This is a genomic window from Arcobacter sp. LA11 (assembly GCF_001895145.1).
Classification (GTDB): Bacteria; Campylobacterota; Campylobacteria; order Campylobacterales; family Arcobacteraceae; genus Halarcobacter.
This window is the reverse complement of sequence record NZ_BDIR01000004.1, coordinates 72,673-97,478: the sequence shown is the minus strand read 5'-3', so window position 1 is coordinate 97,478 and position 24,806 is coordinate 72,673. Positions and strand designations below refer to the sequence as shown.

The 24,806-nt window shown below is 26.9% G+C and carries 24 protein-coding genes; 13 read left to right on the top strand and 11 right to left on the bottom strand.

Annotated elements, in window-relative coordinates; genetic code table 11:
• The first annotated feature begins 14 nt into the window (after nucleotides 1-14).
• From BT997_RS05335 to BT997_RS05300, 8 genes are all read left to right on the top strand, one after another.
• Nucleotides 15-1,607 (top strand): cation:proton antiporter, encoded by a 1,593-nt coding sequence (locus tag BT997_RS05335; RefSeq protein WP_072680424.1) that lies wholly within the window; start codon nucleotides 15-17, stop codon nucleotides 1,605-1,607.
• Between the two features lie 192 nt (nucleotides 1,608-1,799).
• On the top strand, nucleotides 1,800-2,894 hold the full coding sequence (locus BT997_RS05330; RefSeq protein WP_072680423.1) for a pyridoxal phosphate-dependent aminotransferase family protein: 1,095 nt from the start codon (nucleotides 1,800-1,802) through the stop codon (nucleotides 2,892-2,894).
• Nucleotides 2,891-3,130 (top strand): hypothetical protein, encoded by a 240-nt coding sequence (locus tag BT997_RS05325; protein WP_072680422.1) that lies wholly within the window; start codon nucleotides 2,891-2,893, stop codon nucleotides 3,128-3,130. Before BT997_RS05330 ends, BT997_RS05325 begins: the two co-directional genes overlap by 4 nt.
• A 1-nt stretch (nucleotide 3,131) precedes the next feature.
• On the top strand, nucleotides 3,132-3,776 hold the full coding sequence (locus BT997_RS05320; protein WP_072680421.1) for a carbonic anhydrase: 645 nt from the start codon (nucleotides 3,132-3,134) through the stop codon (nucleotides 3,774-3,776).
• Entirely contained in the window at nucleotides 3,773-4,096 is a 324-nt protein-coding gene (locus BT997_RS05315; protein WP_072680420.1) for a hypothetical protein, read from the top strand. Before BT997_RS05320 ends, BT997_RS05315 begins: the two co-directional genes overlap by 4 nt.
• Nucleotides 4,097-4,119: 23 nt before the next feature.
• Nucleotides 4,120-5,181, top strand: coding sequence for an aminofutalosine synthase MqnE (mqnE, locus tag BT997_RS05310; protein WP_072680419.1), 1,062 nt, complete (start codon nucleotides 4,120-4,122; stop codon nucleotides 5,179-5,181).
• A 267-nt stretch (nucleotides 5,182-5,448) separates the two neighbouring features.
• The gene (locus tag BT997_RS05305; RefSeq protein WP_072680418.1) at nucleotides 5,449-6,315 is read left to right on the top strand and encodes a sulfurtransferase; all 867 of its coding nucleotides are present in this window, start codon (nucleotides 5,449-5,451) and stop codon (nucleotides 6,313-6,315) included.
• 42 nt (nucleotides 6,316-6,357) lie between these two features.
• Nucleotides 6,358-8,301, top strand: a complete 1,944-nt coding sequence (locus BT997_RS05300; protein ID WP_258239429.1) for an EAL domain-containing protein — start codon at nucleotides 6,358-6,360, stop codon at nucleotides 8,299-8,301.
• Nucleotides 8,302-8,304: 3 nt separating this feature from the next.
• On the opposite strand, the gene BT997_RS05295 is transcribed toward BT997_RS05300, so the two are convergent.
• From BT997_RS05295 to BT997_RS05280, 4 genes are read right to left on the bottom strand one after another with little or no spacing between them, the layout of a single operon-like run.
• Nucleotides 8,305-9,876 carry a hypothetical protein gene (locus BT997_RS05295; RefSeq protein ID WP_072680416.1) on the bottom strand — a complete coding sequence of 524 codons (1,572 nt, stop codon included), beginning with the start codon at nucleotides 9,874-9,876 and terminating at the stop codon, nucleotides 8,305-8,307.
• A 14-nt stretch (nucleotides 9,877-9,890) separates the two neighbouring features.
• The gene (locus BT997_RS05290) at nucleotides 9,891-10,505 is read right to left on the bottom strand and encodes a lysophospholipid acyltransferase family protein (protein WP_072680415.1); all 615 of its coding nucleotides are present in this window, start codon (nucleotides 10,503-10,505) and stop codon (nucleotides 9,891-9,893) included.
• Entirely contained in the window at nucleotides 10,506-11,822 is a 1,317-nt protein-coding gene (gene miaB / locus BT997_RS05285) for a tRNA (N6-isopentenyl adenosine(37)-C2)-methylthiotransferase MiaB (RefSeq protein ID WP_072680414.1), read from the bottom strand.
• 24 nt (nucleotides 11,823-11,846) lie between these two features.
• Nucleotides 11,847-12,089, bottom strand: a complete 243-nt coding sequence (locus BT997_RS05280; protein WP_072680413.1) for an HP0268 family nuclease — start codon at nucleotides 12,087-12,089, stop codon at nucleotides 11,847-11,849.
• Between the two features lie 153 nt (nucleotides 12,090-12,242).
• On the opposite strand from BT997_RS05280, the gene nusA reads away from it, so the two are divergent.
• The 4 genes from nusA to BT997_RS05260 all read left to right on the top strand — a co-directional run bounded on the left by nusA (nucleotide 12,243) and on the right by BT997_RS05260 (nucleotide 18,346).
• Entirely contained in the window at nucleotides 12,243-13,409 is a 1,167-nt protein-coding gene (gene nusA / locus BT997_RS05275) for a transcription termination factor NusA (RefSeq protein WP_072680412.1), read from the top strand.
• Between the two features lie 8 nt (nucleotides 13,410-13,417).
• A complete protein-coding gene (gene cysS / locus BT997_RS05270) occupies nucleotides 13,418-14,812 on the top strand; it encodes a cysteine--tRNA ligase (RefSeq protein ID WP_258239435.1) in 1,395 nt (464 codons plus the stop codon).
• 152 nt (nucleotides 14,813-14,964) lie between these two features.
• Entirely contained in the window at nucleotides 14,965-15,759 is a 795-nt protein-coding gene (locus BT997_RS05265; protein ID WP_258239428.1) for an ion transporter, read from the top strand.
• A gap of 103 nt (nucleotides 15,760-15,862) precedes the next feature.
• Entirely contained in the window at nucleotides 15,863-18,346 is a 2,484-nt protein-coding gene (locus BT997_RS05260; RefSeq protein ID WP_072680409.1) for an ABC transporter substrate binding protein, read from the top strand.
• Nucleotides 18,347-18,352: 6 nt separating this feature from the next.
• Here BT997_RS05260 and BT997_RS05255 read toward each other — a convergent pair whose 3' ends face one another.
• The 7 genes from BT997_RS05255 to holA all read right to left on the bottom strand — a co-directional run bounded on the left by BT997_RS05255 (nucleotide 18,353) and on the right by holA (nucleotide 24,406).
• On the bottom strand, nucleotides 18,353-19,366 hold the full coding sequence (locus BT997_RS05255; protein ID WP_072680408.1) for an ABC transporter ATP-binding protein: 1,014 nt from the start codon (nucleotides 19,364-19,366) through the stop codon (nucleotides 18,353-18,355).
• A gap of 1 nt (nucleotide 19,367) precedes the next feature.
• Nucleotides 19,368-20,954: an iron ABC transporter permease gene (locus BT997_RS05250; RefSeq protein WP_072680407.1), complete on the bottom strand. Its 1,587-nt coding sequence runs from the start codon at nucleotides 20,952-20,954 to the stop codon at nucleotides 19,368-19,370.
• A gap of 36 nt (nucleotides 20,955-20,990) precedes the next feature.
• Nucleotides 20,991-21,998, bottom strand: a complete 1,008-nt coding sequence (locus tag BT997_RS05245; protein ID WP_072680406.1) for a Fe(3+) ABC transporter substrate-binding protein — start codon at nucleotides 21,996-21,998, stop codon at nucleotides 20,991-20,993.
• Between the two features lie 167 nt (nucleotides 21,999-22,165).
• Nucleotides 22,166-22,423 carry a 30S ribosomal protein S18 gene (gene rpsR / locus BT997_RS05240; protein WP_072680405.1) on the bottom strand — a complete coding sequence of 86 codons (258 nt, stop codon included), beginning with the start codon at nucleotides 22,421-22,423 and terminating at the stop codon, nucleotides 22,166-22,168.
• A 17-nt stretch (nucleotides 22,424-22,440) separates the two neighbouring features.
• Nucleotides 22,441-22,980, bottom strand: a complete 540-nt coding sequence (locus tag BT997_RS05235) for a single-stranded DNA-binding protein (protein WP_072680404.1) — start codon at nucleotides 22,978-22,980, stop codon at nucleotides 22,441-22,443.
• A 22-nt stretch (nucleotides 22,981-23,002) separates the two neighbouring features.
• Nucleotides 23,003-23,356: a 30S ribosomal protein S6 gene (rpsF, locus tag BT997_RS05230; protein ID WP_072680403.1), complete on the bottom strand. Its 354-nt coding sequence runs from the start codon at nucleotides 23,354-23,356 to the stop codon at nucleotides 23,003-23,005.
• 69 nt (nucleotides 23,357-23,425) lie between these two features.
• Nucleotides 23,426-24,406, bottom strand: coding sequence for a DNA polymerase III subunit delta (holA, locus tag BT997_RS05225; RefSeq protein WP_072680402.1), 981 nt, complete (start codon nucleotides 24,404-24,406; stop codon nucleotides 23,426-23,428).
• A 55-nt stretch (nucleotides 24,407-24,461) separates the two neighbouring features.
• On the opposite strand from holA, the gene BT997_RS05220 reads away from it, so the two are divergent.
• Complete coding sequence (locus BT997_RS05220) at nucleotides 24,462-24,800, top strand: DsrE family protein (RefSeq protein ID WP_072680401.1); 339 nt, start codon at nucleotides 24,462-24,464, stop codon at nucleotides 24,798-24,800.
• The last annotated feature ends 6 nt before the right edge of the window (nucleotides 24,801-24,806 follow it).

Sequence of the window (24,806 nt, the reverse complement as noted above, 5' to 3'; positions counted from 1 at the left end):
GATAATATATCAAAATGGAAACTACACTAATAATAATTTTCACATCTCTAGCCTTATCAACCATTTTAAATATCATCTTTAAAAAGTTATCTATTTCGCATATTATTGGCTATATCCTAACAGGTACTATTGTTACATTTATTTTTAATTTAAATATGGAAGCTGATTTACATGCCTTAGAATTAATAGCTGAATTTGGTATCGTATTTCTTATGTTTACAATTGGACTTGAAATGCCAATAGAAAAACTAAAAAAAATGAAAGAAATACTTTTTGTAAATGGTTTTTTTCAAGTGGCTATTAGTGCAACCATTATATATTTAGTTTCAAAATATGTTTTTCAAATAGATACAAGTTCATCTATTATAATATCTCTTGCATTCTCTTTATCTTCTACGGCAATTGTATTAACATATCTAAAACAATCAAAAGATATTTATACTCCTTATGGAGAAAAAGCAACAGCTATTTTAGTATTCCAAGATTTAGCTGTGATTCCTATATTATTACTTATTTCATTTCTATCAAATGACACATTAAGTTTAAATGAAATTTTATTGAAAACATTTTTTTCTGCACTATTAATTATCGTTTTTATGTTTACTCTAGGGAAAAAACTTATGAACTGGTTTTTACATTTTTCAGCAAACTCAAAACTAGAAGAACTCTTTTTAGGTTCAGTCTTATCAATAGTAATAGGAACATCAATTCTTGCACATGAACTAGGATTTACTTACTCTTTAGGAGCGTTTATTGCAGGTATGATTATAGCTGAATCAAAATATCATATTAAAGTTGAGTCGGATATTGCTTCATATAAAGATTTACTTTTAGGAACTTTCTTTTTTTCAGTTGGAACAAAAATTGATGTATCTTTTTTTATAAGTAATATTCATTATATTCTTTTAGTTTTTATTACTGTCATGATAATAAAAGCTTTTGTAATATATTTTCTCATTAAAAGAAAATCAAATAAAAGTGATTCCATAAAAACAGCCATTTCACTTTGCCAAATAGGTGAATTTTCTTTTGCAGTTTTTGCCCTAGCCTCTGCTAACAATATTTTAGATGAAACTCTTGGTACGTTTTTAATTTTAGTTACTGTTTTATCAATGATGGTTACACCATTTATTGTTAACAATATTTATAAAATAGCTTCTATTTTTGTAACTGAATTTTATGAGTCAGATAAAATCACACCAATTGATAAAAAAAATCATACTATTATTTGTGGGTATTCAATGCTAGGAAGAATAATTGCTCATAAACTAGAACAAAAAGAAGAATCTTTTGTAATAATTTCTGATAATCTAAAACATGTACTCCTTGCAAGAAAAAATGGATATATGGCTTATTTTGGACACCTTGAAAAACTTCCTGTAATTGAATCTCTTAAAGTAGATGAAGCTTCAAGTATTGTAATTACTCTTAGAGATTTAAACGAAAAAAGACTAATTTGTGAGGCATTGTTAAAATTTAAAGAAGATATAAACCTAATAGTAAAAATCGATTCTTTAAAAGAAAAAAGAGAATTAAAAGATTTAAATATAAAAAGTTTTGTCCACTCAAATTTAGAAACTGCAAATCTAATTGTAAATCAAATTTAACTATAAATTTATTTTTTTAATAAAAAAAAGAGCCAAAGATAAAATCTCTGCTCTTTTTTCTACTATGAAGGACGTTTAATTAGTAGGTAGAGAAATTGTAACCTAGGACTATAGCAAAACAGTAGCATTGAAAAAATTTACCAATTTTTAATACACATTTTAATACAATATCCAAATTATTAGGAGCATTTCTTGTACTCTAAAGAACTAAATACCATCAAAAAATCAAATCGTTTAAGAACTAGAGAAATTTATGATGAAAATCTGATAGATTTAGCATCAAACGATTATCTTGGCTTATCTGGAAATAAAGAGATTTTTGAAAATGCTTATAAAAGAGTCTCTAAAGAAAAATATACTTCCCCTAAAGCTTCTATACTTGTAAACGGTTATAGTAAAATTCATAAAAATTTTGAAGATGCATTAAAAAAAGCAAATGATTTTGAAGATGCTGTGGTTGTAGGTAGTGGTTTTTTAGCAAATATATCCATGATTGAAGCTCTTGTTAGAAAAGGTGATACACTTTTTATAGATGAAGAGTACCATGCAAGTGGGATGCTAGCAACTAAACTATTAAATAAAAATCAAATTGTAATATTCAATCATAATGATTATAAAGATTTAGAAGAGAAATTCAATACTTGTGAAAACAAAGGACGAAAGCTTATTGCCATTGAAGGTGTCTACTCTATGGAAGGTGATATTGCACCACGAGAAATTTTTGATTTTGCTGATAAAAAAAATGCTCTACTAATAGTAGATGAAGCACATTCTTCTGGTGTAATAGGAGAGAACTTACTGGGTATTTTTGATTATTATAATATAACTCCAAAAGAGAATCATATCAAAATGGGAACCTTAGGAAAAGCCTATGGAAGCTATGGAGCATATATTTTAGCAAGTGCTCATATAATCGAATTTTTACTAAATCGAGCTAAAGCAATAATATATACAACAGCACCCTCTTTATTTGATATTTCCTTAGGTTTAGAATCTTTAAAATATATTTTAGAAAATACTGAAAAAATAAAAGGTAAAATTGCTTCCAATTTACAGATTATAAATGATAATTTAGGTATAAAGTCAGATAGTTTAATTATTCCTATAAATATTTCTGATAATAAAAAAGTTCTACAAATTCAAGAAGTATTAAAACAAAAGGGATATTTAGTTGGTGCAATTAGACAGCCCACTGTAAAAAGTGCAATTATTAGGTTAATTGCAAAAATTGATGTAAGTTCTGAAGACTTGACAAATGTATGTAAAATATTAAAGGAATTAAAATGAAAAAAATTTTACTATTAGCATTGTTTAGTATATTTTCATTCGCAAATGAAAACTATATAAATATGAAAAACTGTGAAAATATAAAACTTTCACAATATACAGTTTTAGTTTCCTGCCATAGGATTGATTATTTAATAGAATATAGAAATGTAGATGATGAAGAAAAAGATACAATCAAAAAAATTACAGCAGTAACAACAAAAGATCAAAGAATAATAAAAAGTATAGGGAAATAAAATGGTTTTAAAAAATTTAATCAAAGGACATGAGGACTTCAGAAAATTTAATTTTCCAAGAATTGAATCTGAATTAAAAGAATTAGTTGAACATGGGCAACGTCCAGAAGTTATGTTTATAGGCTGTTCTGATAGTAGAGTAACACCTGACTTAATGTTAAATACAAGACCTGGTGATATGTTCATTTTAAGAAATGTAGGTAACTTTGTTCCTCCATTTAAACATGATGAAGATTTTCATGGAAGTGCCGCAGCAATTGAATATGCAATAGCTGTTTTAAAAGTAAAACATATCATTATCTGTGGACATTCTCATTGTGGTGCTTGTAAAAGTTTATATGAGGAAATTCCAAGCAATGACTCTTTTATTCATGTAAAAACTTGGTTAAATTTAGGTAAACAAGCTAAAGAAAGAACATTAAAAAATAAAAAATTTAATACTGAAGAAGAAATGTATAGAGCAACGGAAAGAAACTCTATAAGACATCAATTAGATAATCTATTAACATATCCTGATATTGTAAGATTATTAAAAACAGGTGAACTTCAAATTCATGGTTGGTACTATGATATCGAATCAGGAAATATGGATTTTTATGATAAAGAAAATGATAGTTTTAAACCCCTAAAAGATATGATTCTATGAGTAACGAAGTTGAAATAAGAAAAATGCCTAAAAAGACAATTGTCTTAATTTCAATAATGACGCTAATTGCACTTGCAGGCTTTATATTTATAACAACAACTAAAAGCATGAAGATGGAAGAAGTTCTATCTTCATTGGGACATAAAAATATTATAGATATAAAAGTTATAAATAAACTAAGTGTAGAAGATAAAGAAACAAAAATAAAAAGTACTGTATACAAAATAGCTTTTAAAGATATAGATTTAAATAAAGATTGTATTGGATTTGTACATAGAAGTAATAAAGGAAAATACAGTAAAGACATTGACTGTAAATAAATCAAAAAAATTAAGAAGAGTAAATGAGTATTATAGAGAAATTAGATAAGAATGAAAGACTTACATATGAAGATGCGATAAAACTATATGATTTAGATTTATTTACCTTAGCATCTTATGCAAATAGAGTTAGAGAAGAAAAACACAATAAAAAAACATATTTTAATATAAATAGACATATCAATCCAACAAATATTTGTAAAGATGTTTGTCAGTTTTGTGCATATAGTGCAAGTAGAAAAAATCCAAAACCATATACATTAAAACATGAAGAAATTATGGATATTGTTGAAAACTCTTCTAAAAAGAATATCAAAGAAGTACATATTGTATCTGCTCATAATCCAGATACAGGACTAGAGTGGTATTTAGATATATTTAAAAAAATTAAAGAAAAATATCCTCATATTCATATAAAAGCATTAACAGCAGCAGAAATTCATTTTCTTTCAAAAGAGTATAATTTAACATATGAGGAAATTATTTCAAAAATGATTGAAAGTGGTGTTGACTCAATGCCAGGTGGTGGAGCAGAAATTTTTGATGAAAAAGTACGAAAAAAGATTTGTGGAGGAAAAGTAACTTCACAACAATGGTTAGACATTCACAAACTTTGGCATAAATCAGGACATCAAAGTAATGCAACAATGCTTTTTGGACATATTGAAACAAGAGAACATCGAATTGACCATATGTTAAGACTAAGAGATTTACAAGATGAAACAAATGGTTTTAATGCCTTCATACCTCTTGTATATCAAAAAGAAAACAACTTTTTAAAAGTAAAAGACTTCTTAACAGGACAAGAAATTTTAAAGACTATAGCTATTGCTAGAATTTTACTAGATAATATTCCACATATAAAAGCTTACTGGGTTACATCAACTGTTAAATTAGCACTTCTTGCTCAAGAATTTGGAGCTAATGACTTAGATGGAACAATAGAAAAAGAATCAATCCAAAGTGCTGCTGGAGCTGCTAGTGCACAAGGAATACCTTTACAAAACTTTGTAGACTTAATTAAAAACTCTGGATTTGAACCTGTTGAGAGAGATTCTGTATACAACGAAATAAAAGTTTGGTAATAAATTACTTATTTATTTAAAAGTAAAGCAAAAGCTTTACTTTTTACTACTTAGTCAACTATTATATAAATAATTTTTCATAATCTATAAAAATAATTTGTCTACATTTAATATAAATGTATATAAAATATTTATAACTCCTATAAGTAGGTAGGTATTTAAACTATAGTAATATTATCAATTTATAAAAATAAGATATAATAATATTATATTTTATGGTATTTGTGGTAAAATAAGTGACTTTATAAAAAAACAGGAGTATTTATTATGAAAAATAAACTTTGTCTAGTATTAATTTTATTTTTAAGTTCTATTTCATTAAATGCAGAAGAATTAAGAATTAGTATAAATGAACTATCTAAAAACATATCAAAGTATAAAATAATTGATGTTAGAAATGCAGAAAGTTTTTTAAATGGGCATATAAAAGGCTCTATAAATCTACCAGTAAATTTAACTTATGATAATCAGAGAATTGATGGGAAAATAGTAAAACCCAATAAGATTCAAGGAGTAATAAGAAATTTAGGTTTAGATATAAATGATGAGATTATAGTGTATGATAGTGGAATTTTTTATGATGCATCAAGAGTTTTTTGGACACTAGAAGTTTATGGTTTCAAAAAAGTAAAATTATTAAATGGTGGTTTTAACAAATGGGAATCAGAAGATTATCCTATTTCAACAAAAGTTCTAAAAGTTAAACAAAGTAATTATGTAGCTTCAATCAATAACAAAAGATTATCTACAAAATTTACAACTCAAATTGCGACAAAAAACCCAAATCAAGTTATTATTGATGCTAGAGGTTATAACTCATATATAGGAAAAGAATCTTTAGCAAAAAGATTTGGACATATTCCAAAAGCTATTCATATACCTGCTGTGCATAACTTAGAAGAAAAAGACAATACAACACAATTAAAGCAAATTAATGATTTAAAAGAATTATATAAAAACGTTAACAAAGATAAAAAAATTGTCCTATATTGTGCAATTGGAAGAGTTGCATCTACAAATTACTTTGCATTGAGAGAACTAGGTTATAATGTATCAAATTATGATGCCTCATGGAAAGAATGGGGGAATGACAATAATTTACCAATAATAAATAAATCAAAAGTTTCAAACTAAATGTGGAATCGTTTTAGAATAAAAACACAATTAATAGTCTTTATGACTTTAATTGTAATAGTAGTAGAAGCAAGCACTCTATTTTTTATATTAAATATACAAAAAAAAGAGAATCGTCAAAATGCCATTACTCAAACTGAAGCGATTACTCAATCATTAAATAATGACCTTTTAAATTTCATATTAAACCCAAATGCTGATGTACTATCAGATATAACATTTAGACTATCAGCCTTTAAAGAGATTAGAGGAGTTATTCTATATGATGAAAACAATAAAGCAATATTCCAATATGGAGATACAAAAGAATTAACAAAAAGACAACTAACTGTATTCAAAGAAAAAACTATCTTTGACAATGAACATCTCTTTGTAAAAAAAGATATATCAGCAGATGGATATACATTAGGTTTTCAATTAATTGATGTAGACTTATCATCATTCAAACAAAAAGAGAAACAGATTACTCAAACTTTATTAGCAATATTCCCATTTGCATTGTTATTTGGGTTTATTATGAGTTTATTTTTAAGTAAAAGTTATACTAAACCATTTATTGATTTATTACATGCTATGAAAGATAGTGACCCTACAAATAATAAAATCACTACTGTAAAAACAACTGCGAATAATGAAATTAAAGAGTTGTTTAATGGTTTTAACTTACAAATGAAACAAATATATAAATCTTCAAAGAAACTAAAATTTCAAGCAAGCCATGACCAATTAACAGGAATATATAACCGATTCTACATGGAAGAACAACTACAGAATGCTTTAAAAAATGAAAAAGATTTAGGATACAATTTATTATATATAGACTTAGACCAATTCAAATTTATCAATGACTCTGCTGGTTATCAAGCAGGAGATGAACTCTTAAAAATGATTACTAAAGAATATTCAACTACTCTATCAAAAGATTCTATTTTTGCAAGAGTAGATGGAGATGGTTTTATGGTACTTTTAAAAGATTGTACACCTAAAACGGGAATAAGTTTTCTAGAAAAAAGTTTAGAAAAACTCAGAGACTTTAGATTTGTATGGAAAGGTGAAACATATACAATATCTGCTTCTATAGCACTAGTTTATTTTAAACCATTTCAATATACATTAAAAGAACTTCTAAAAGCAACAAATTCAACTCTTTATACTGCAAAAGCTAAAGGGAGAAATAAGTCACATATTTATGATCCAAGTGATGATTTAACAAAAAGATTTAATACTGAACTAGAAACAGCAGCACAGATAAAAGAAGCGTTAAAAGATGGGCCATCAAGGTTTGAACTTTTTGCACAAGACATTGTTCCCTTACAAGAAAAAAGTGATAAAGTTAGTTATGAAATTTTAATTAGAATGTGGGATAAAAACAATAACTTCATATCTCCAGGTGATTTTCTTCCAGCAGCAGAAAGATATCAACTTATGGCAGAAATTGATATGCACGTACTTTGGACTTATTTAGAAACAGTATCAAAAAAACCAAAACATATTGAAGGCCTACATTCAGTACATATAAACCTTGCAGGTTCAACATTAAATAATCCAGACTTCCAAAAGAAAGTAAAAAAAGCAATTAAGCATTTTGATTTTCCTTGGGAGAAATTAGAACTAGAAATTACAGAGAGTTCTGCAATTGGAAATATTAACCAAGCAAATGAATTTATCTCATGGTTAAAAACTCAAAAAATTGGTTTAGCTTTAGATGATTTTGGAACAGGAATGGCTTCTTTTGAATATTTAAAAAGTTTACCATTTGACGTTGTAAAAATAGATGGAAGCTTTGTAAAAGATATGCATGTAGATCCAACAGACAAAGCAGTAATTAAATATATTCAAGAAATTGCACATTTAAAAGGACAAGAGACAGTTGCTGAATATGTTGAGACAAAAGAGGATGTTGAAGAGCTAACAGCTATTGGAGTAACATATGGACAAGGTTATTATTTAGGTAAGCCAAGAGCACTTAGTACATGGATTGATTAAAAATTATTTTGGCTGATGAAACTGTAAAATAAATTCTACTTCAATTCCAGCTTCAGTTTTTACAAAACTAACTGGATATGAAATATTAATAGAATATAACTCATTACTAATTGTATTTATAATTTCAAAAAACTCTAAAGGTCTTTTAATAATTACATTTACTAAATAATTAAAAGTAACAACCTCTGATTTAAAACTTGATTTAAAAGTTACAATAGTATCTTTAGGAAAAAGTATTTTAATCTGTTCTGTTACTGTTATTATTGGCATAAATTCATTTGAAATATATGTATCTTTATAATCTCTAAATTTAGTAATACTTTTCTCTTTTAAGTTCTCAGCTAAAATAACACCCTCTAAAATATGCGATTTTTCGTCTTTAAAATTAATATTAGTTACTTTATAACTTTCTAATAATTGAGGTTGAATAACTTTTATATACGTATCTTTATTTAATAAATCAGCATCTATTTTAATCGAATTCTTTTCAACTAATAACTCTTTTAATACCACATCATAGGGAACCATTTCTAATAGTTTTAAAATTCTAGTTTCAATAACACCATTTTTAAAAGAATGATCAGGAAGTTGAACTACTCGTTCAATAACTTCTTCTTTTTTTACTACTACTTCTTTTTTTATTTCTTTATTAAATAATTTATCATAAGGAAGATAGACGTACCCAACACCTAAAATTAAGGCAAGTATCAATAGTGTACTAATTAAACTTGAAAAACCATTGTTTGGCTTATTTCTAGGTTTAATAAAGCTTTTATGAATATGTGAATCTTTTGATAACTCAAATAACTCTTCATCTACAGAAATTGGATGATAAGTTACATCAATCATAAAGTTTTCATTCATAGAAGATATTTGTTCTTCAGAAATCTGTTTTAAATTATATAAAAGTGAAACTTTCTCAATAAAGACATTTTTTGTAATTTTATAAAACTCTTCTATTGTATTTTTAATAGCTTCATTCAACTCTAAAAAATATATCTCATCAAAAAGTTTTTGCCCTAAAATATCATTTTCATAAAATTCACTCTCTTTAATTTTCTCAAAAGAAGTTAACTCTAATTTTCTATTAAATACTATCTCTCCTTTAGAATTAAGAATTACACAAAAAGCTTGATTATTGAATAACAATACTACAAGATTATTATTACAAGGATTTTGTTCAATATGTAAATTTAGTATATGATATGCAGAAAAAATATAATCTACTCCACATTTTTCAAAATAATTTTTTGTTTCAAAAAGAGTATTTTTTGAAACTGATATATCATAGTCATTATTTAAAGAAGTATAAGTAAAATCTTTTGACTTTAAATCTTTTTTCTTTACTAGTTTAGTTTCATCTTGAAGAAGTAGTGTTGAAATAAATGTATTATTTATAAGAGATGCTTGAGCATTTAACTTTGATGCAATATCTCTACCTAAAATATCATCTTTTGCAATAAATACGGAACTATTTGTTTCAATAATATCATCATTATTTAATTTTTTATAATTAATCTTTAGTTGTGCTTTATATTTTATAGCATTGATATATAAAGATTCTTTAGAAAACATCGTAGTTTAACACCTTATTTCATTGCATTTATAAGCATTTTTTCTTTAATTAATTCTTTTGCATCTTCCATTTCAAGTTCACTTATATCTAAAGGCTCTTGAATAAAAAACTCCAAAGTACCAAAAGGCTTAGGAACAATAAACTTATCCCAAGACTTAAACTGCCAATATTTACTCGGTTTACAATTAAATACTAATATTTTAGCATTTGTCTTCTTTGAAATTGCAACTATTCCATCTGCAACTGAGTGTCTAGGTCCTCTAGGACCATCAGGAGTAATTGCAATATCATCTCCACCTTTAATCTCTTTAATTGCAGAGATTAAAACCTTTGCAGCACCTCTTGAACTTGAACCCCTTACAGAATGTATCCCTAAATACTCCACAGTTTTAGTAATTGCTTCACCATCTTTATGTTGGCTTATCATTGCACTTACTTTACCTTTTGGCTTTAATTTCTGATAATTAAAAGGTTGCATCAAAAGCTCCCCATGCCAAAAGGCAATAACATGAGCTTCATTTTCATCAATCTTAGGATGATGAAAAACTTTTTTACTTGTAATATAAATAAATCTTACAAAAAGTTGTAAAATAAAAGGAACAACTTTTGTGATTAAAAAAGATTTCATTTAATTTATCACTTCACCTTTTAAAGCTGTTCTTGTTGCACCTGTAATTTTTACATCAACAAAACGTCCTAAAAGTTCATCACTTCCTTTTACAAATACTTGACAGTAATTGTCTGTAAATCCTGATACTTCTCCATTTGGTTTTAAAGACTCAAAAAGTACATTTACTGTTTTACCAATATTTGAATCCATATGCTCACTTTGATGGAGTTTATGTAACTCAATTACTTCAGTTAATCTAGCACTACCAATCTCATCAGGTATTTCTTTATCTTCAAGTTCTAAAGCTTGTGTATTTGGTCTAGCAGAATATTTAAAATTAAAAATTTGATCAAATCTAACTTGTTTTATTACATCAATTGTATCTTCAAAATCTTCTTGTGTTTCACCAGGGAAAGCTACAATAATATCCGTTGTAATTCTTACTTCAGGAATTAAGTCTCTAATCTTTTTAGCTCTTTTAAGAAAACCTTCTTTTGAGTATCCTCTTTTCATAGCTTTTAAAATAGAAGATGAACCACTTTGTAATGGCATATGAATACATTTAGAAATTTTAGGATTTTTTGCAAACTCTTCAATAAACTCATCATCCATATGTAGTGGGTGTGGAGATGTAAATCTAATTCTTTCTAAACCATCAATTTTTGAAACTTCTTGTAAAAGTTTTGTAAAAGATGTTTTTTCTCTTCCATCAGAGAATCTTCTTCCATAAGAGTTTACATTTTGACCTAAAAGCGTAACTTCAACTGCACCATTTGCCACATCTTTTTGCACTTGCTCTACAATCATTTCAAGAGGAATTGAAATTTCTTCACCTCTAGTTGCAGGAACAATACAATACGTACACTCTTTATCACATCCAATAGAGATATTTACAGAAGTTTTATACATATTCATTCCAGATGCAGCAAATTGGTAAGTTGAATCATCATAATCTATATCAATCTCAACTGCACCTTTTTTATCAACAACATCTTTAATTTTTGAAATATTTCTAGCACCTAATACAAAATCTACATAAGGTGCTCTTTTCATAATATCATCACCAAGATGAGATGCAGTACAACCACAAACACCAATCTTAGCACTATCTTTTTTCTTTTTATTAAACTGTCCAATTTCTGAAAAAAGTTTTTGAACAGGTTTCTCTCTTACTGAACAGGTATTAATTATAATTAAATCTGCTTCTTCCATATTCCTCGTAGTAGAATAATTTTTATGTTCTTTTAGTTCAGCAATAATATGCTGGCTATCAGTATCGTTCATCTGACAACCAAGCGTTTCTATAAATAGTTTTTTATTTTCTTCTTTACTCATTAATTCATTTGCTTCTTGTAATTCTTACAGAGCATGAACCTCATACATATACTCTTCATCAGCTAAACCATATTTTACTTCTCTAAAGTATACATTGTAACCTTCATCTTCTAAAGCATCTACTAATGCCATCATGTCTTTGTGAGAGTTATCTCTATCAAAATAAAATATCTTTTCACCATCTTTTTGTAACTCTTCTTTTACTTTATCAAGTTGAACTTTTTTTGGTTTTTCCGTAAGTTCATTTCTTGCAAATAATAATTCCATATTAATTAGCCTTTTGTTCTTTTTTAATTAGCTAGATAATATATCTTAAAATTGCTTTAATTTCTATAAAAGGAGTTTATGCTATAATATTGACCTACTCTACATTGGAAATCAAAAACATTACATTTCAATGTCAAACAAGAAGGTTATTTAATGGATAAAATTATAGATATTTTAGATTCTATTGCCTATGAAAAAGGTTTAAAAATAGAAGATGTTGAAAATGCTTTAAAAGAAGCATTAATCAAAACAGCCGAAAAAATGGTTGACCCAACACTAAGATTCGATGCAGAAATTGATAGAGAAAATAAAAAACTAGAACTATTTCAAAAAATCGAAGTAGTTGAAAATGAAGACGAAAAATTATTAGAAGATGGTGTTGACGAATACGAAAACATTATTAGTAAAGAGAATTTTATTTCATTTGACGAAGCAAAAAAAATAGACACAGATTTAGAAATTGGTGACTTCGTAAATTATGATTTAGAATTTGAAAACATGGGAAGAAATGCAGCTACTATCTTACATAATAATTTCGAATATAGAATTCAAAGATTTTTAGAAGAAACACTTCTTAGTAAATATAAAAATAAAATTGGTAAAACTATAAGTGGAAGTGTTACAAGAGTTGATAGACAAGAAAATACTTTTGTAGAAATTGGTGAAGTAAGAGGAATGCTACCTAGAAAAAGTAGAATAAAAGGTGAATCTTTCAAAGTTGGAGACACAGTTAAGGCTGTTGTAAAATCTGTAAATATTGATAAAACAAATGGTCTAATTGTTGAAATTTCAAGAACATCTCCAAAATTTTTAGAATCTCTTTTAAGACTTGAAGTTCCTGAATTAAAAGATGAAATTATTGCAATCGAAGCTAGTGCTAGAATCCCAGGAAGCAGAGCTAAAATTGCACTTTCAACAACTGATGCACAAGTTGATCCTATTGGTTCAATTGTTGGAGTAAAAGGTGTTAGAGTTATGGCAGTTTCAGCACAACTTCATGGTGAAAATATTGATTGTGTAGAATACTCAGATATGCCAGAAATGTTCATCTCAAGAGCATTATCTCCTGCAATTATTTCAAGTGTAAAAATTGAAAAATATGCAGAACATGGTGAAAAAGGAAAAGCTGTTGTAACTATTCCAGATGACCAAAAATCAAAAGCAATTGGAAAAGCTGGTTTAAATATCAGACTTGCTTCAATGTTAACAAAATATGATATTGAGTTAAAAGAGATTGGTGGAGCTACAGTTGGAACTACTAATAAAGAAAAAGAAGAAAGAACAACTGATACAGCAAGTTTAGAGGCATTATTTAAATAATGGCTAAAATATCAGTTTTTGATTCAGTTAAAAAAGAAAAAGTTCCTTTTGAACCTATAAAAAACAATGATGTAAAAATATACGTTTGTGGTCCTACAGTGTACGATGATTCACACTTAGGTCACGCTCGTTCTGCAATAGCTTTTGACCTACTGCATAGAGTTTTAAAAGCAAATAACTATAACGTTACTATGACGAAAAACTTCACTGATATCGATGATAAAATTATCAAAAAAATGAATGAAACAAATAGAACTTTAGAAGATGTAACTACAGAATATATCAATGCATATAAAAATGATATGGAAATCTTAAATATTTTACCTAATACTTTTGAACCAAAAGCTACCCAAAATGTAGAAATTATGATTGATATGATTAGTGATTTAATGTCAAAAGATATTGCATACTCTATTTCAGATGGCGTTTATTTTGATGTTTCAAAAGATAAAAACTATGGTTCATTATCAAATAGAGCAAGTGATGAAAACTCAATTGCTAGAGTTGAATCAAATCAAGAAAAAAGAAACCCTTCAGATTTTGCACTCTGGAAATTTGAAAAAGCTGATGATGTAGCATATGATTCACCATTTGGAAAAGGTCGTCCTGGTTGGCATATAGAGTGTTCGGCTATGATTAATAAACATCTTGCATATAAAGATGAAGATTATCAAATAGATATTCATGGTGGTGGAGCTGACCTTCTATTTCCACATCATGAAAATGAAGCTGCACAAACTAGATGTTCATCAAAAGCAAATCTAGCCAAATACTGGATGCATAATGGATTTGTAAATATAGATGGTGAAAAAATGAGCAAATCACTTGGTAACTCATTTTTCTTAAAAGATATTTTAAAATCATATTCAGGGGAAGTTGTAAGATTCTATCTTCTAACTGCTCAATATAGAGCTAATTTTAACTTTAATGAAGAAGATTTAATATCATCTAAAAAAAGACTTGATAAGTTTTATAGAGTTAAAAAAAGAGTTTATGGATTAGGTAAATCTGCCGTAAATAAAAAATTTAAAGAAGAGCTTCTTGAAGCACTAAATGACGATTTAAACTCAGCAAAAGCAATTTCAATTATTGATGAATATATAAATAAAGCAAATGAAACTTTAGATAAAGAGCCAAAAAATAAAAGCTTTAAAAAAGAACTTGTATCTACTTTTGAATTTATTAATGAAATATTTGGAATAGGTTTTAATGATGCATATAAATATTTTCAGTTTGGAATTTCACAAGAAGATATATTAAATATCGAATTTCTAATTGAAAAAAGAAATGAAGCTAAAAAAAATAAAGATTTTGAAATGGCAGATAAGATTAGAGAAGACATTTCAAAACTTGGAGTTTCAATTATGGATACACCAAATGGTGTTGTTTGGGAGAAGTTATAAATTTAAATTTATGACTTCTTTTTATATAAAATAAATTCTTCTAAAAATTCTTTTATTCCTTTTAAATTATGTTAAATTAAAAAATCTTATACAATTAAATATAGAAAAAAAATAAGTTTTTTTGTATAATCCAAAAAAACTTAGGAAAAAACTTGAACAAAATAAAAATATTAGTCGAATCAAAAAAATTTCAAAACTTTATCATTATATTAATTATACTAAATGGTATTACTATGGGTTTAGAAACTTCTAAATCTGTTACTCAATCTTACGGAAGTCTAATAAATACCTTTGATAAATTTGTTATTACAATATTTACAATAGAAGTATTACTAAGAATCTATGCACATAGATTATCTTTCTTCAAAGACCCTTGGTCACTATTTGACTTTTTTGTTGTTACAATCTCTCTTATTCCATCAAGTGGAGGTTTCTCTGTTTTAAGAATATTAAGAGTTCTAAGACTTTTTAGACTAATAACAGTAGTTCCACAAATGAGAAAAATTGTTGCTGCACTAATTAGTGTAATTCCGGGAATGCTATCAATTGTAGGACTTATGAGTTTAATTTTTTATGTTTTTGCCATCATGGCTACAAACCTTTATGCAAATACTTTTCCTCAATGGTTTGGAACATTAGGAGAATCATTTTATACTCTATTTCAAATAATGACCCTAGAATCTTGGTCTATGGGAATTGTAAGGCCTATAATGGAAGTTCATCCATATGCTTGGGTATTTTTTGTTCCTTTTATATTTGTTGCAACATTTGTAATGATAAATTTAGTTGTAGCAATTATAGTAGATGCTATGGCTATTTTAAAAGAAGAAGAAAAAGATATGATAAAAGAGGTTCAAGTTTCTGAAAATGAACTAAAAACAGAAATCAAATCTTTAAAAGAAGAAATACAAGAATTAAAAAGAATTATATTAGAAAAAAATATTTAAAACTGAAATTTAAATAAAATAATTTAATTTATAAAATAACTATGTTATGGTTTAACTAAGGTAGTATATAATTTTTTATTATTATACTTTGGAGAAATTCAATATGTATAGAAATTTTAAACAATTTTGTATTTTTATTATCTTAGTATTATTCACTACTAATACTTTAGCAAAAGATAAACCAAAAATACTAATCTTACACTCTTATCATCAATCCTACAAATGGACTAGTGACATAAATAATGGTATCCATAGTATATTTAATGACTTAACAAAAATTGATTTATATGTTGAATATATGGATACAAAAAAATATATAGATGAATCTTATTATAACATTTTGACAGAGATATATAAAAAGAAATATAGTAATATAAAATTTGATTTAATTATTTCATCAGATGATAATGCTTTTAACTTTTTAAAAAAACATAATTTTACTCTTTTTAAAAATAGTCCTGTTGTATTTTGTGGAACTAATTATCTAAAAGAAGAATCTTTAAAAGGTTTTCCAAATTTCACAGGAGTAAATGAAAAAGCTGATTTAGAAGAAAATTATAACTTGATATTAAAACTTCATCCAAATACAAAAAAAATCTATACAATTACAGATACTACTAAAACCGGTCAACTTATAAAAAATGAAGTAAAAACTGTTACAAAAAAATATAAAGATAAAAAAATAGAATTTCCTATAATTGATGATGTTACATTTCCTGAACTAATTAAAAAAGTACAAAAATTTCAAAAAGATAGTGTAATTTTATTTACTTTCTTTTTTAGAACAAAAGACAATAAGTTTTTAGAATATTATAAGGCAATAGAAGGAGTTGATAAAAATTCTAATATTCCAATTTATGGACTTTGGGACTTTACTTTGAACCATGGAATAATAGGAGGGTACCTAACAAGTGGATATTTTCAAGGTCAAGCAGCAGGAAAAATTGCAAGTAAAATATTAGATGGAAGAGATGTAAAATCTATTCCTATACTAGAAAAAAGCCCTAATGAATATATATTTGATTATAAACAAATAAAAAAATATAAAGTAGATGAAAGTAATATTCCTTTTGGAAGTATTTTTATCAATAAAAAAGATTCTTTGATGGATTTATATTTTAAAGAAATTGTAGCACTCACAATTATATTTATTCTAATGATTTTATTTATTATAACTCTTCTAATAAATATCACGAAAAGAAAACTAGCAGAAAAAAGAATTAATAAACAATTGGTATTTCAACAAAATTTAATTGATAATGTTAATACTCCAATTTATTATAAAAATATAAATAGAGAATATATAGGATGTAATAAAGCATTTTTAGAATTAATGCAAGTAGAAAAAAATGATATTCTTAATAAAACTGCATATAACCTAATAGATAATGACTCTGCAAAAATTTTCTATGAAAAAGATAGTGAACTTTTAAGAAGTCGTGAAGTACAGGAATACGATGGGAATTTAACACTAAAAGATGGTACGAGAAAAGATTTAATTTATTACAAAAATGTGTTTTTTGAAGATGGAGAAATTGCGGGTATTGTAGGTGCTATTTTTGATATTACAGAAAGAAATTCTTTGAACTATGAATTAAATAGATTATTATCATCTTTTGATAAAAATGTCATTGCTTCAAAAACAGATATCAATGGAAAACTTATTTATGTTAGTGAAGCATTTATTAAAGTATCGGGATATAGAGAAAAAGAACTTTTAGGGAAAACCCATAATGTTCTTAAAAGTGGAATTAACAATGATTCTTTATATGAAGATTTATGGCAAACAATATGTGAGAAAAAAATATGGTTAGGGGAAATAGTAAATAAAAAGAAAAATGGTGAAATATATACTTTACATACTATTATAACTCCTGAATACGATAAAAACGGTGAATTTTTAAACTATACTGCCATATCCCAAGATATAACTGCGCAAAAACTTATACAAAAAGCAAATCAAGAAATTGAATTGCTTAATGAGGATATTACATCAACACAAAAAGAGATTATATTTAGACTAGGAGCAATTGCTGAAGCTAGAAGTAAAGAGACAGGAATGCATGTTAAAAGAGTTGCTGAATATTCTAAGTTATTAGCACTTTATTATGGTTTATCAAAAAATGAATCAGAAATAGTAAAGATGGCAAGTCCTATGCACGACATAGGGAAAATTGCTATTCCAGATGCAATTTTAAATAAACCTGGACCTTTCACAAAAGATGAATTTGAAGTGATGAAAACCCATTCTAAAATTGGTTATGATATGCTAAAAGATTCAAATAAAAAAATTCTTAAAGCTGCTGCAATAATTGCATATGAACACCAAGAAAAATATGATGGCTCAGGATACCCTAGAGGCTTAAAAGGTGAAGAAATCCATATTTATGGTAGAATTACTGCAATTGCAGATGTTTTTGATGCTTTAGGAAGTAGTAGAGTTTATAAAAAAGCTTGGAAAGATAAAGAGATTTTTGAATTTTTCCGTGAAGAAGCAGGTAAACATTTTGATCCAATACTAATAAATCTATTTTTCAAGAATCTTAATGAATTTTTAAAAATAAGAGACAACTTCAAAGATATCTGATCAAAATTATTTATTAAAACTCTCTCTTCTTACTATTTTAATGTTTTTTAAATCTAAATCTAAAAAACACTCTTTATCATTGTTTTCTAAACAATCTATACAAGATGTTTTAACAATAATTTCTTTTTTATCATAATCATCTAAACTAACGTGTAATTCATAATAATCACCACAAAAAGATATATCTAAAATAGAAGCTTTAATCATATTTATATTGTTAGTAACCTTTATATTATCTATAGAAATCACTCCTACATTTTCATTACTTATAACTATTTCTAAATCCTCAAGTAGTTTATTTGGTAATTCATTAATTCGATTTAAAAAATTTGCAATATATAATGACTTTGGTTTTTCAAAAAGTTCTTTTGGAGTGCCAAATTGCTCTATTCTTTTATTATTTATAATCGCAATCTTATCAGACATAGAAAGAGCTTCTTTTTGATCATGTGTTACAAGAATAGCACTAAGTCCTAAATCCTTAATAATCTTCTTTAACCATACTTTTGTCTTATTTCTTAATATCGTATCTAAATTAGCAAAAGGTTCATCAAGAAGTATTACTTTTGGCTCATAAGCAACTACTCTAGCAATGGAAACTCTTTGTTGTTGTCCACCACTTAATTCATGTATTTGTTTATGTCTATGTTCAGTCAAATCAAACTGCTTTAAAAGTTTATCAACCCTTCTTTGTTTTTCAATATTATTAAGTCTATAAAGTGCAAATTCAATATTTTCTTTTACATTTAAATGGGGGAAAAGTGCATAATCTTGGAATATATATCCAATATCTTTATTACACTCATTAGAATTATTTATCAAACATGTTTCATTTAGATAAATTTCACCTTTGTAATTATCTTGCAAAGAAGCAATTGCCCTTAAAATTGTACTCTTACCACATCCACTAGGTCCTAAAATAGTTACAATTTCTCCAGCTTCTACATCAAAAGAAACATTTTCTAAAATTTGAGTTTCACCAAAAGCTATTGAAAAATTTTTTACACTAATTCCTAGCATTTTAATCCTTAATCATTTTTCTTGCTAATAATAGCACAGATATTGTTCCTAAAAGCACAATAAACATTGCTGGAACACTTGACTCAAAAACTTCAGCTTGACCTACAAGCTCATGAGAATAAACAGCTAAGGTATCAAAGTTAAAAGGTCTTAATATCATAGTTAAAGGTAATTCTTTAATTATTTCAATAAATACAACTATAAAAGATGCCATAGCTGAATTCTTAATCAAAGGAATTACAACCTTTGTCAATTTAGTAAATTCTGAGATGTTCATAGTTTTACAGGCATCATCATATGATTGTGGTACTTTTAGAAAACCTGATTCATAGTTATTTATTGAAATAGCTAAAAATCTAACGCAATATCCAAAAAGTATTGCTAATATTGAACCAGTAATAAAAATATCTAAAGTTCTGTCAATAATTGAAAAAAAGCTAAGCACCCCAACTGCAACAACAGCCCCAGGAATTGAATATCCCAATTTTACAGTTTGAGTTAAAGTATCAGACAACTTATTTTTATGAATTCTTACAGTATATACAAAAATAAAAGCTAATATAGTTATCAATATACTACCACCTACTCCAAGACCTAATGTCTGCAAAAGTAAAGTAATAAAATCTTCATCTATTACATCTTCATAAGATAAGATAAACCAATAAGACATTTGTACAAAGGGTAAAATAAAACCAAAAAATACAGGTAAAAAACATAAAATATTTGCCAATACATTTTTTCTACCAGTAAGTTTTATTTTTGATATTGGGGCAAAATCTTTTCCAGAACTTCTATATCTTTTATTTCTTCTTTGAAATCTCTCTAATAGTATTAAAATGAATATAAACATCATCAACATTGAAGCTAATTTTGAGGCATCTTCAAGAGAACCCATACCTTGCCAAGTTCTAAAAATACCAGTTACAAAAGTAGATACTCCATAGTAATCAACCACACCAAAGTCAGAAACAGCTTCCATAACAGCAAGAATAGTTCCTGCAACAATTGCTGGTCTTGAAATAGGTATAATAACTCTAGTAAATATTTGCCAAGAATTTAATCCCATAGTTCTAGAAGCATCAATAATTGATGAAGATTCTGATATTAAATATGTTTTACAAATCAAATATACATATGGATATAAAACTAAAGACATAACAATAATAGCACCTTCTATAGACATAATGTCCATAAAAAATACTTCACTTACGTTTTCTTTTCCCATTAAATCTAAAATAAAAAGTGTGATAGAACCTGTCATATCAAACATTCCAGCATAAACATAAGAAACTATATATGTAGGAATTGCAAAAGGCAATATCAAAGCATAATGATAAAAAGAAGAAAAAGTAAAACTATACATAGTGGTAATATAAGCTGTTGAGAAGCCAATAATAGTCGTTAAAAAAGCAACACCAACCATGATATATAAAGAATTGAATACATATTCTAAAAGTACTGTATCTTTTAAATGCTGCCAATTTTCTGTTTCAGGTGCAAAGATATTTACTAAAATGAGTAATGCAGGAATTGAAATAAGTAGTGTTAAAAAAACACTACTTATTGTCAATTTATTAAAGTATTTCAAATATTAATTTCCGTTAATTTATTAAAAACGAATGAATTATTTCCATCCAGCCTTATCGAATATTTTAACAGCTTTTGCATTATTTTCACCTAATCTATCAACAGAAATTGTATCTTCTTTAAAAGTTCCCCAAGATGATACTAAATCAGACGATTTTACACCTGCTAATACTGGATACTCATAATTTGCTTTTGCAAATAATTCTTGCGCATCAGTTGAAGCTAAAAATTCAATAAACTTAATTGCATTTGCTTTATTAGGAGAATATTTAGTAACACCTGCTCCAGAAACATTTACATGAGTTCCACCATTTTTAAATGTTGGAAAGAAAACTTTCATTTTAGCAATAGCATCTCTTTGTGATGCATCTTTATTATTTACCATTTTACCTACATAATAAGTATTTGCAATTGCAACTGCACCAATTCCATTTGCTACAGCTTTAACTTGAGCTCTATCATTTCCTTTAGGATCTCTAGCCATATTTGCAACTACACCCTTAGCCCACTCTAAAGCCTTTGCTTCACCGTGATGTTCAATCATTGCTGCTAATAAAGATTGGTTATAAATATTACTTGAAGATCTTACTACAATCTTACCTTTAAATTTTGGATCAGCTAAATCTTCATAAGTTGATAGCATTTTTTCAGTACCAGAACCAATTTTATATAAAGTAACTCTTGATCTTTTTGTTAAAGCAAACCATGTGTTATCTTTATCTTTTAAGTTTGTAGGAATGTTTTTAGCTAAATAATCTGATTCTATAGATTGTAATAAATCAGCACTTTTTGCTTTATATAAGTTTCCAGCATCAACAGTAATTAAAATATCTGCAGGTGAATTTTTACCTTCACTTTTTAATCTTTTAATTAAAGCTCCACCTTTTGCCTTAACAACATTTACTTTAATCCCCGTTTTTTCTTCAAACATTTTAAATAGTTTTTTATCTGTATCATAATGTCTAACAGAATAAACATTTACTTCACTAGCTGCAAATACTGAACTTGCTAATACTAATGTTCCTAATGCTAATTTTTTTAACATATAAATCCTTCTTAATTTTTTATTAATGATAATTGTTATTGAAACTATAATTAAATAATTCTTAGTTTAAGCTTAATAATAAGAATGATTATCATAATATGATTAGGCAAAAAAAAAGGAAGATAGCAAAACTATCTCCCTCTCTTTTCAAATTAGTTAATATTTAATTATCTAATAAATGCTGCATCCGTAACATTTTGTGTATTTACAATATATGGAACTAAAGCCATATGTCTAGCTCTTTTAATTGCATTCTCTACCATCTCTTGAGAGTTTTTAGAGTTACCAGTAAGTCTTCTAGGCATGATTTTACCTCTTTCACTCATTGATAATTTTAATAAATCTGTATTTTTGTAATCAATGAAATCAATTTTCATTTCAGTATATTTACAAAATTTTTTTCCGTATTTTCTTCTTTCAGCCATCTTTTTATCCTTGTATTCTAGAAAGGTATCTCATCGTTATCGATGTCGATTTCAGGTATTTTATGTTCTTGTGCAGGTTGTTGCGCTTGATTATTCATACCACCATAACTGTTTTGTTGATTATTTTGAGGAGCAGCATTTTGATTGTTATTATATTGATTACCTTGTGGTTGATTATAATTTTGATTATATCCTCCACCTTGGTTATCATTACTCATATTTTGAGAATCTGCTTTTGAATCTAACATTTTCATAGTATCAACTCTTAGAGCATGTCTACTTCTGTTAGAACCATCTTGTGCAGTCCATTGTTCAAATACTAATCTACCCTCTAATAAAACTTTAGAACCTTTTCTTAAGTATTGATTCGCAACTTCAGCACTTCTACCAAACATATTAAAATCTAAAAAACAAACTTCATCTTTTTGTTCTCCAGTTTGTGTCTTATACTTATGGCTTGTTGCAATAGCACTTTTTGCTAAAGCTGCACCATTTGGCATATATCTTAATTCAATATCTCTTGTTAAGTTTCCTACCATTACTACTTTATTATACATAAGTTGTTCCTATATTTTTAAATTAGTTAGCTTTTTTAGCCGCTTCTTCGCTCATTTTAGTCCATGCAGCGATTTCTTTTTTGTTTTCATATTTAATGAAGATAAATCTTAAAATATTTTCGTTAATTCTGTAATTTCTTTCGATTTCAAGGATTCCTGCAGGTGCACCTTTGAAGTATGCTACAAAATAGTAACCTCTTTTGTTCTTTTCAATCTCATATGCAAGATTTCTTGAACCCATATCATCGCAAGCTACGATTTCTCCACCATTTTTCTCGATTGTAGCTTTCACTAAATCAATTTGTGCTACAGTTTCTTCTTCAGTAAGTGTAGGCTTTAAAATAAACATTGTTTCATAATGTTTTAATTTTGACATCTAATCTCCTTATAGTTTGTGCCGGTATCTTTACAAATATCAGCAAGGTTTTTTGTAAAGTCTGTGATTTTATCTAATTAAAACTGATATTTTTCTGAGACAAGCTTGTAAATATAGATTTTGATTATCTATCTTTGAAGATTTTAACTCTAACTCCACTTTTAAAAGATAGTTTAGTATTTCTAAAAATAAATCTGGTTTAATATTTATAGCCAATCTAGACTTTTTTTCCCAAACATTTTTAGGAGGAATAAAACCTAAAATCTCTTTTGCATTTGGAGCTCCATGAACTCTTGCATAAGAACTTATCATAAATAATTGTTGAACAAAAGAAGTTATTTGATTAAGTAAATAAATTTCATTCATACCCTCTTCTAGCAGTAAATCCAAATCATCACCAATATCTTGTCCACTTAAAAGATTATGTAAAAAATCCTCAAAATCAACAGCTCCAATACCAAAACAATGTTTACTTACAATATCAGGGGTAATTCTTTCATCTAAAATACTAAGTTTTTTCAAATCATTTACACATAAAGATAAATCTTGCCTATGCATAAAATACAAGTGGTTTAACGCAGACATTTCGCAATTTATTCCTAAATCTTTAGCTTGTGCTTCTAAAAGTCTAACAGCTTCATTTGCAAAAGGAGAAAACATTCTTACACTAACTGCATTTAATTTTTGAGTAAAATATCCACCCATTGTCTTAAAATCAGCATCACCCATGCATGCGAAAACAACTTTCGAATCAGAGTTTGTATTACAAGCTTGGATTAGTTCAACAACCTCTTTTTTAGGAAGTTTTTTATCAAGTTTTATTACAAGAATATTATTTGCTGCAAATAAAGAAGATTGTAATAACTTATCTTTTGAATATTTAAAATCAAAATCATCAAAATATAGCTTTTCTATTTCATCAGGTGTACCTAATTGGTTTGCCACAAGTGATGTGTAATATTCTATTAAGAAATTTGATTGCCCATAAAACATATAAGCATTAAATTTTTTTTCTTGTCTAAGTAAGTTATCGAATTCATTTTTGTACATACGAAATAGTATCAAAATCTTTGTTATAATAATATTTTTATACAAAAGGATAATTATGCAAAGAGAAGCAAAAATCTTATGGACAACGAATAACAAAGAAACAGCAGAACACATGGTACTTTTATATGCTCACAATGCAAAACTGAAAGGTTGGATGGAAGAAGTGACTGTTTTAGTTTGGGGTGCAGCTCAGAGATTAATCAATGAAGATAAAGAGATTCAAGAAAAAGTAAAAGCTATGATAAAAGATGGTGTAAAAGTTGTAGCCTGCTTAAAATGTGCTGATGATATGGAAATCAAAGGAGGACTAGACTCTTGTAATATAGATGTATTTTATACTGGTGAATTTTTAAGTGATTGGATAAAATCAGGAGAAACTATTATTAGTGTCTAAAAAGAC

What these genes read in the sequence shown, in the direction of transcription:
- BT997_RS05315 (WP_072680420.1), top strand. Translation starts at nt 3,773, where the DNA reads ATGAGTAACGAAGTTGAAATAAGAAAAATGCCTAAAAAGACAATTGTC.
- holA (WP_072680402.1), bottom strand. Translation starts at nt 24,406, where the DNA reads ATGTACAAAAATGAATTCGATAACTTACTTAGACAAGAAAAAAAATTT.
- BT997_RS05305 (WP_072680418.1), top strand. Translation starts at nt 5,449, where the DNA reads ATGAAAAATAAACTTTGTCTAGTATTAATTTTATTTTTAAGTTCTATT.
- mqnE (WP_072680419.1), top strand. Translation starts at nt 4,120, where the DNA reads ATGAGTATTATAGAGAAATTAGATAAGAATGAAAGACTTACATATGAA.
- BT997_RS05320 (WP_072680421.1), top strand. Translation starts at nt 3,132, where the DNA reads ATGGTTTTAAAAAATTTAATCAAAGGACATGAGGACTTCAGAAAATTT.
- BT997_RS05290 (WP_072680415.1), bottom strand. Translation starts at nt 10,505, where the DNA reads ATGAAATCTTTTTTAATCACAAAAGTTGTTCCTTTTATTTTACAACTT.
- BT997_RS05235 (WP_072680404.1), bottom strand. Translation starts at nt 22,980, where the DNA reads ATGTATAATAAAGTAGTAATGGTAGGAAACTTAACAAGAGATATTGAA.
- rpsF (WP_072680403.1), bottom strand. Translation starts at nt 23,356, where the DNA reads ATGTCAAAATTAAAACATTATGAAACAATGTTTATTTTAAAGCCTACA.
- BT997_RS05260 (WP_072680409.1), top strand. Translation starts at nt 15,863, where the DNA reads ATGTATAGAAATTTTAAACAATTTTGTATTTTTATTATCTTAGTATTA.
- miaB (WP_072680414.1), bottom strand. Translation starts at nt 11,822, where the DNA reads ATGAGTAAAGAAGAAAATAAAAAACTATTTATAGAAACGCTTGGTTGT.
- nusA (WP_072680412.1), top strand. Translation starts at nt 12,243, where the DNA reads ATGGATAAAATTATAGATATTTTAGATTCTATTGCCTATGAAAAAGGT.
- rpsR (WP_072680405.1), bottom strand. Translation starts at nt 22,423, where the DNA reads ATGGCTGAAAGAAGAAAATACGGAAAAAAATTTTGTAAATATACTGAA.
- BT997_RS05280 (WP_072680413.1), bottom strand. Translation starts at nt 12,089, where the DNA reads ATGGAATTATTATTTGCAAGAAATGAACTTACGGAAAAACCAAAAAAA.
- BT997_RS05245 (WP_072680406.1), bottom strand. Translation starts at nt 21,998, where the DNA reads ATGTTAAAAAAATTAGCATTAGGAACATTAGTATTAGCAAGTTCAGTA.
- BT997_RS05255 (WP_072680408.1), bottom strand. Translation starts at nt 19,366, where the DNA reads ATGCTAGGAATTAGTGTAAAAAATTTTTCAATAGCTTTTGGTGAAACT.
- BT997_RS05220 (WP_072680401.1), top strand. Translation starts at nt 24,462, where the DNA reads ATGCAAAGAGAAGCAAAAATCTTATGGACAACGAATAACAAAGAAACA.
- BT997_RS05325 (WP_072680422.1), top strand. Translation starts at nt 2,891, where the DNA reads ATGAAAAAAATTTTACTATTAGCATTGTTTAGTATATTTTCATTCGCA.
- BT997_RS05295 (WP_072680416.1), bottom strand. Translation starts at nt 9,876, where the DNA reads ATGTTTTCTAAAGAATCTTTATATATCAATGCTATAAAATATAAAGCA.
- BT997_RS05300 (WP_258239429.1), top strand. Translation starts at nt 6,358, where the DNA reads ATGACTTTAATTGTAATAGTAGTAGAAGCAAGCACTCTATTTTTTATA.
- BT997_RS05335 (WP_072680424.1), top strand. Translation starts at nt 15, where the DNA reads ATGGAAACTACACTAATAATAATTTTCACATCTCTAGCCTTATCAACC.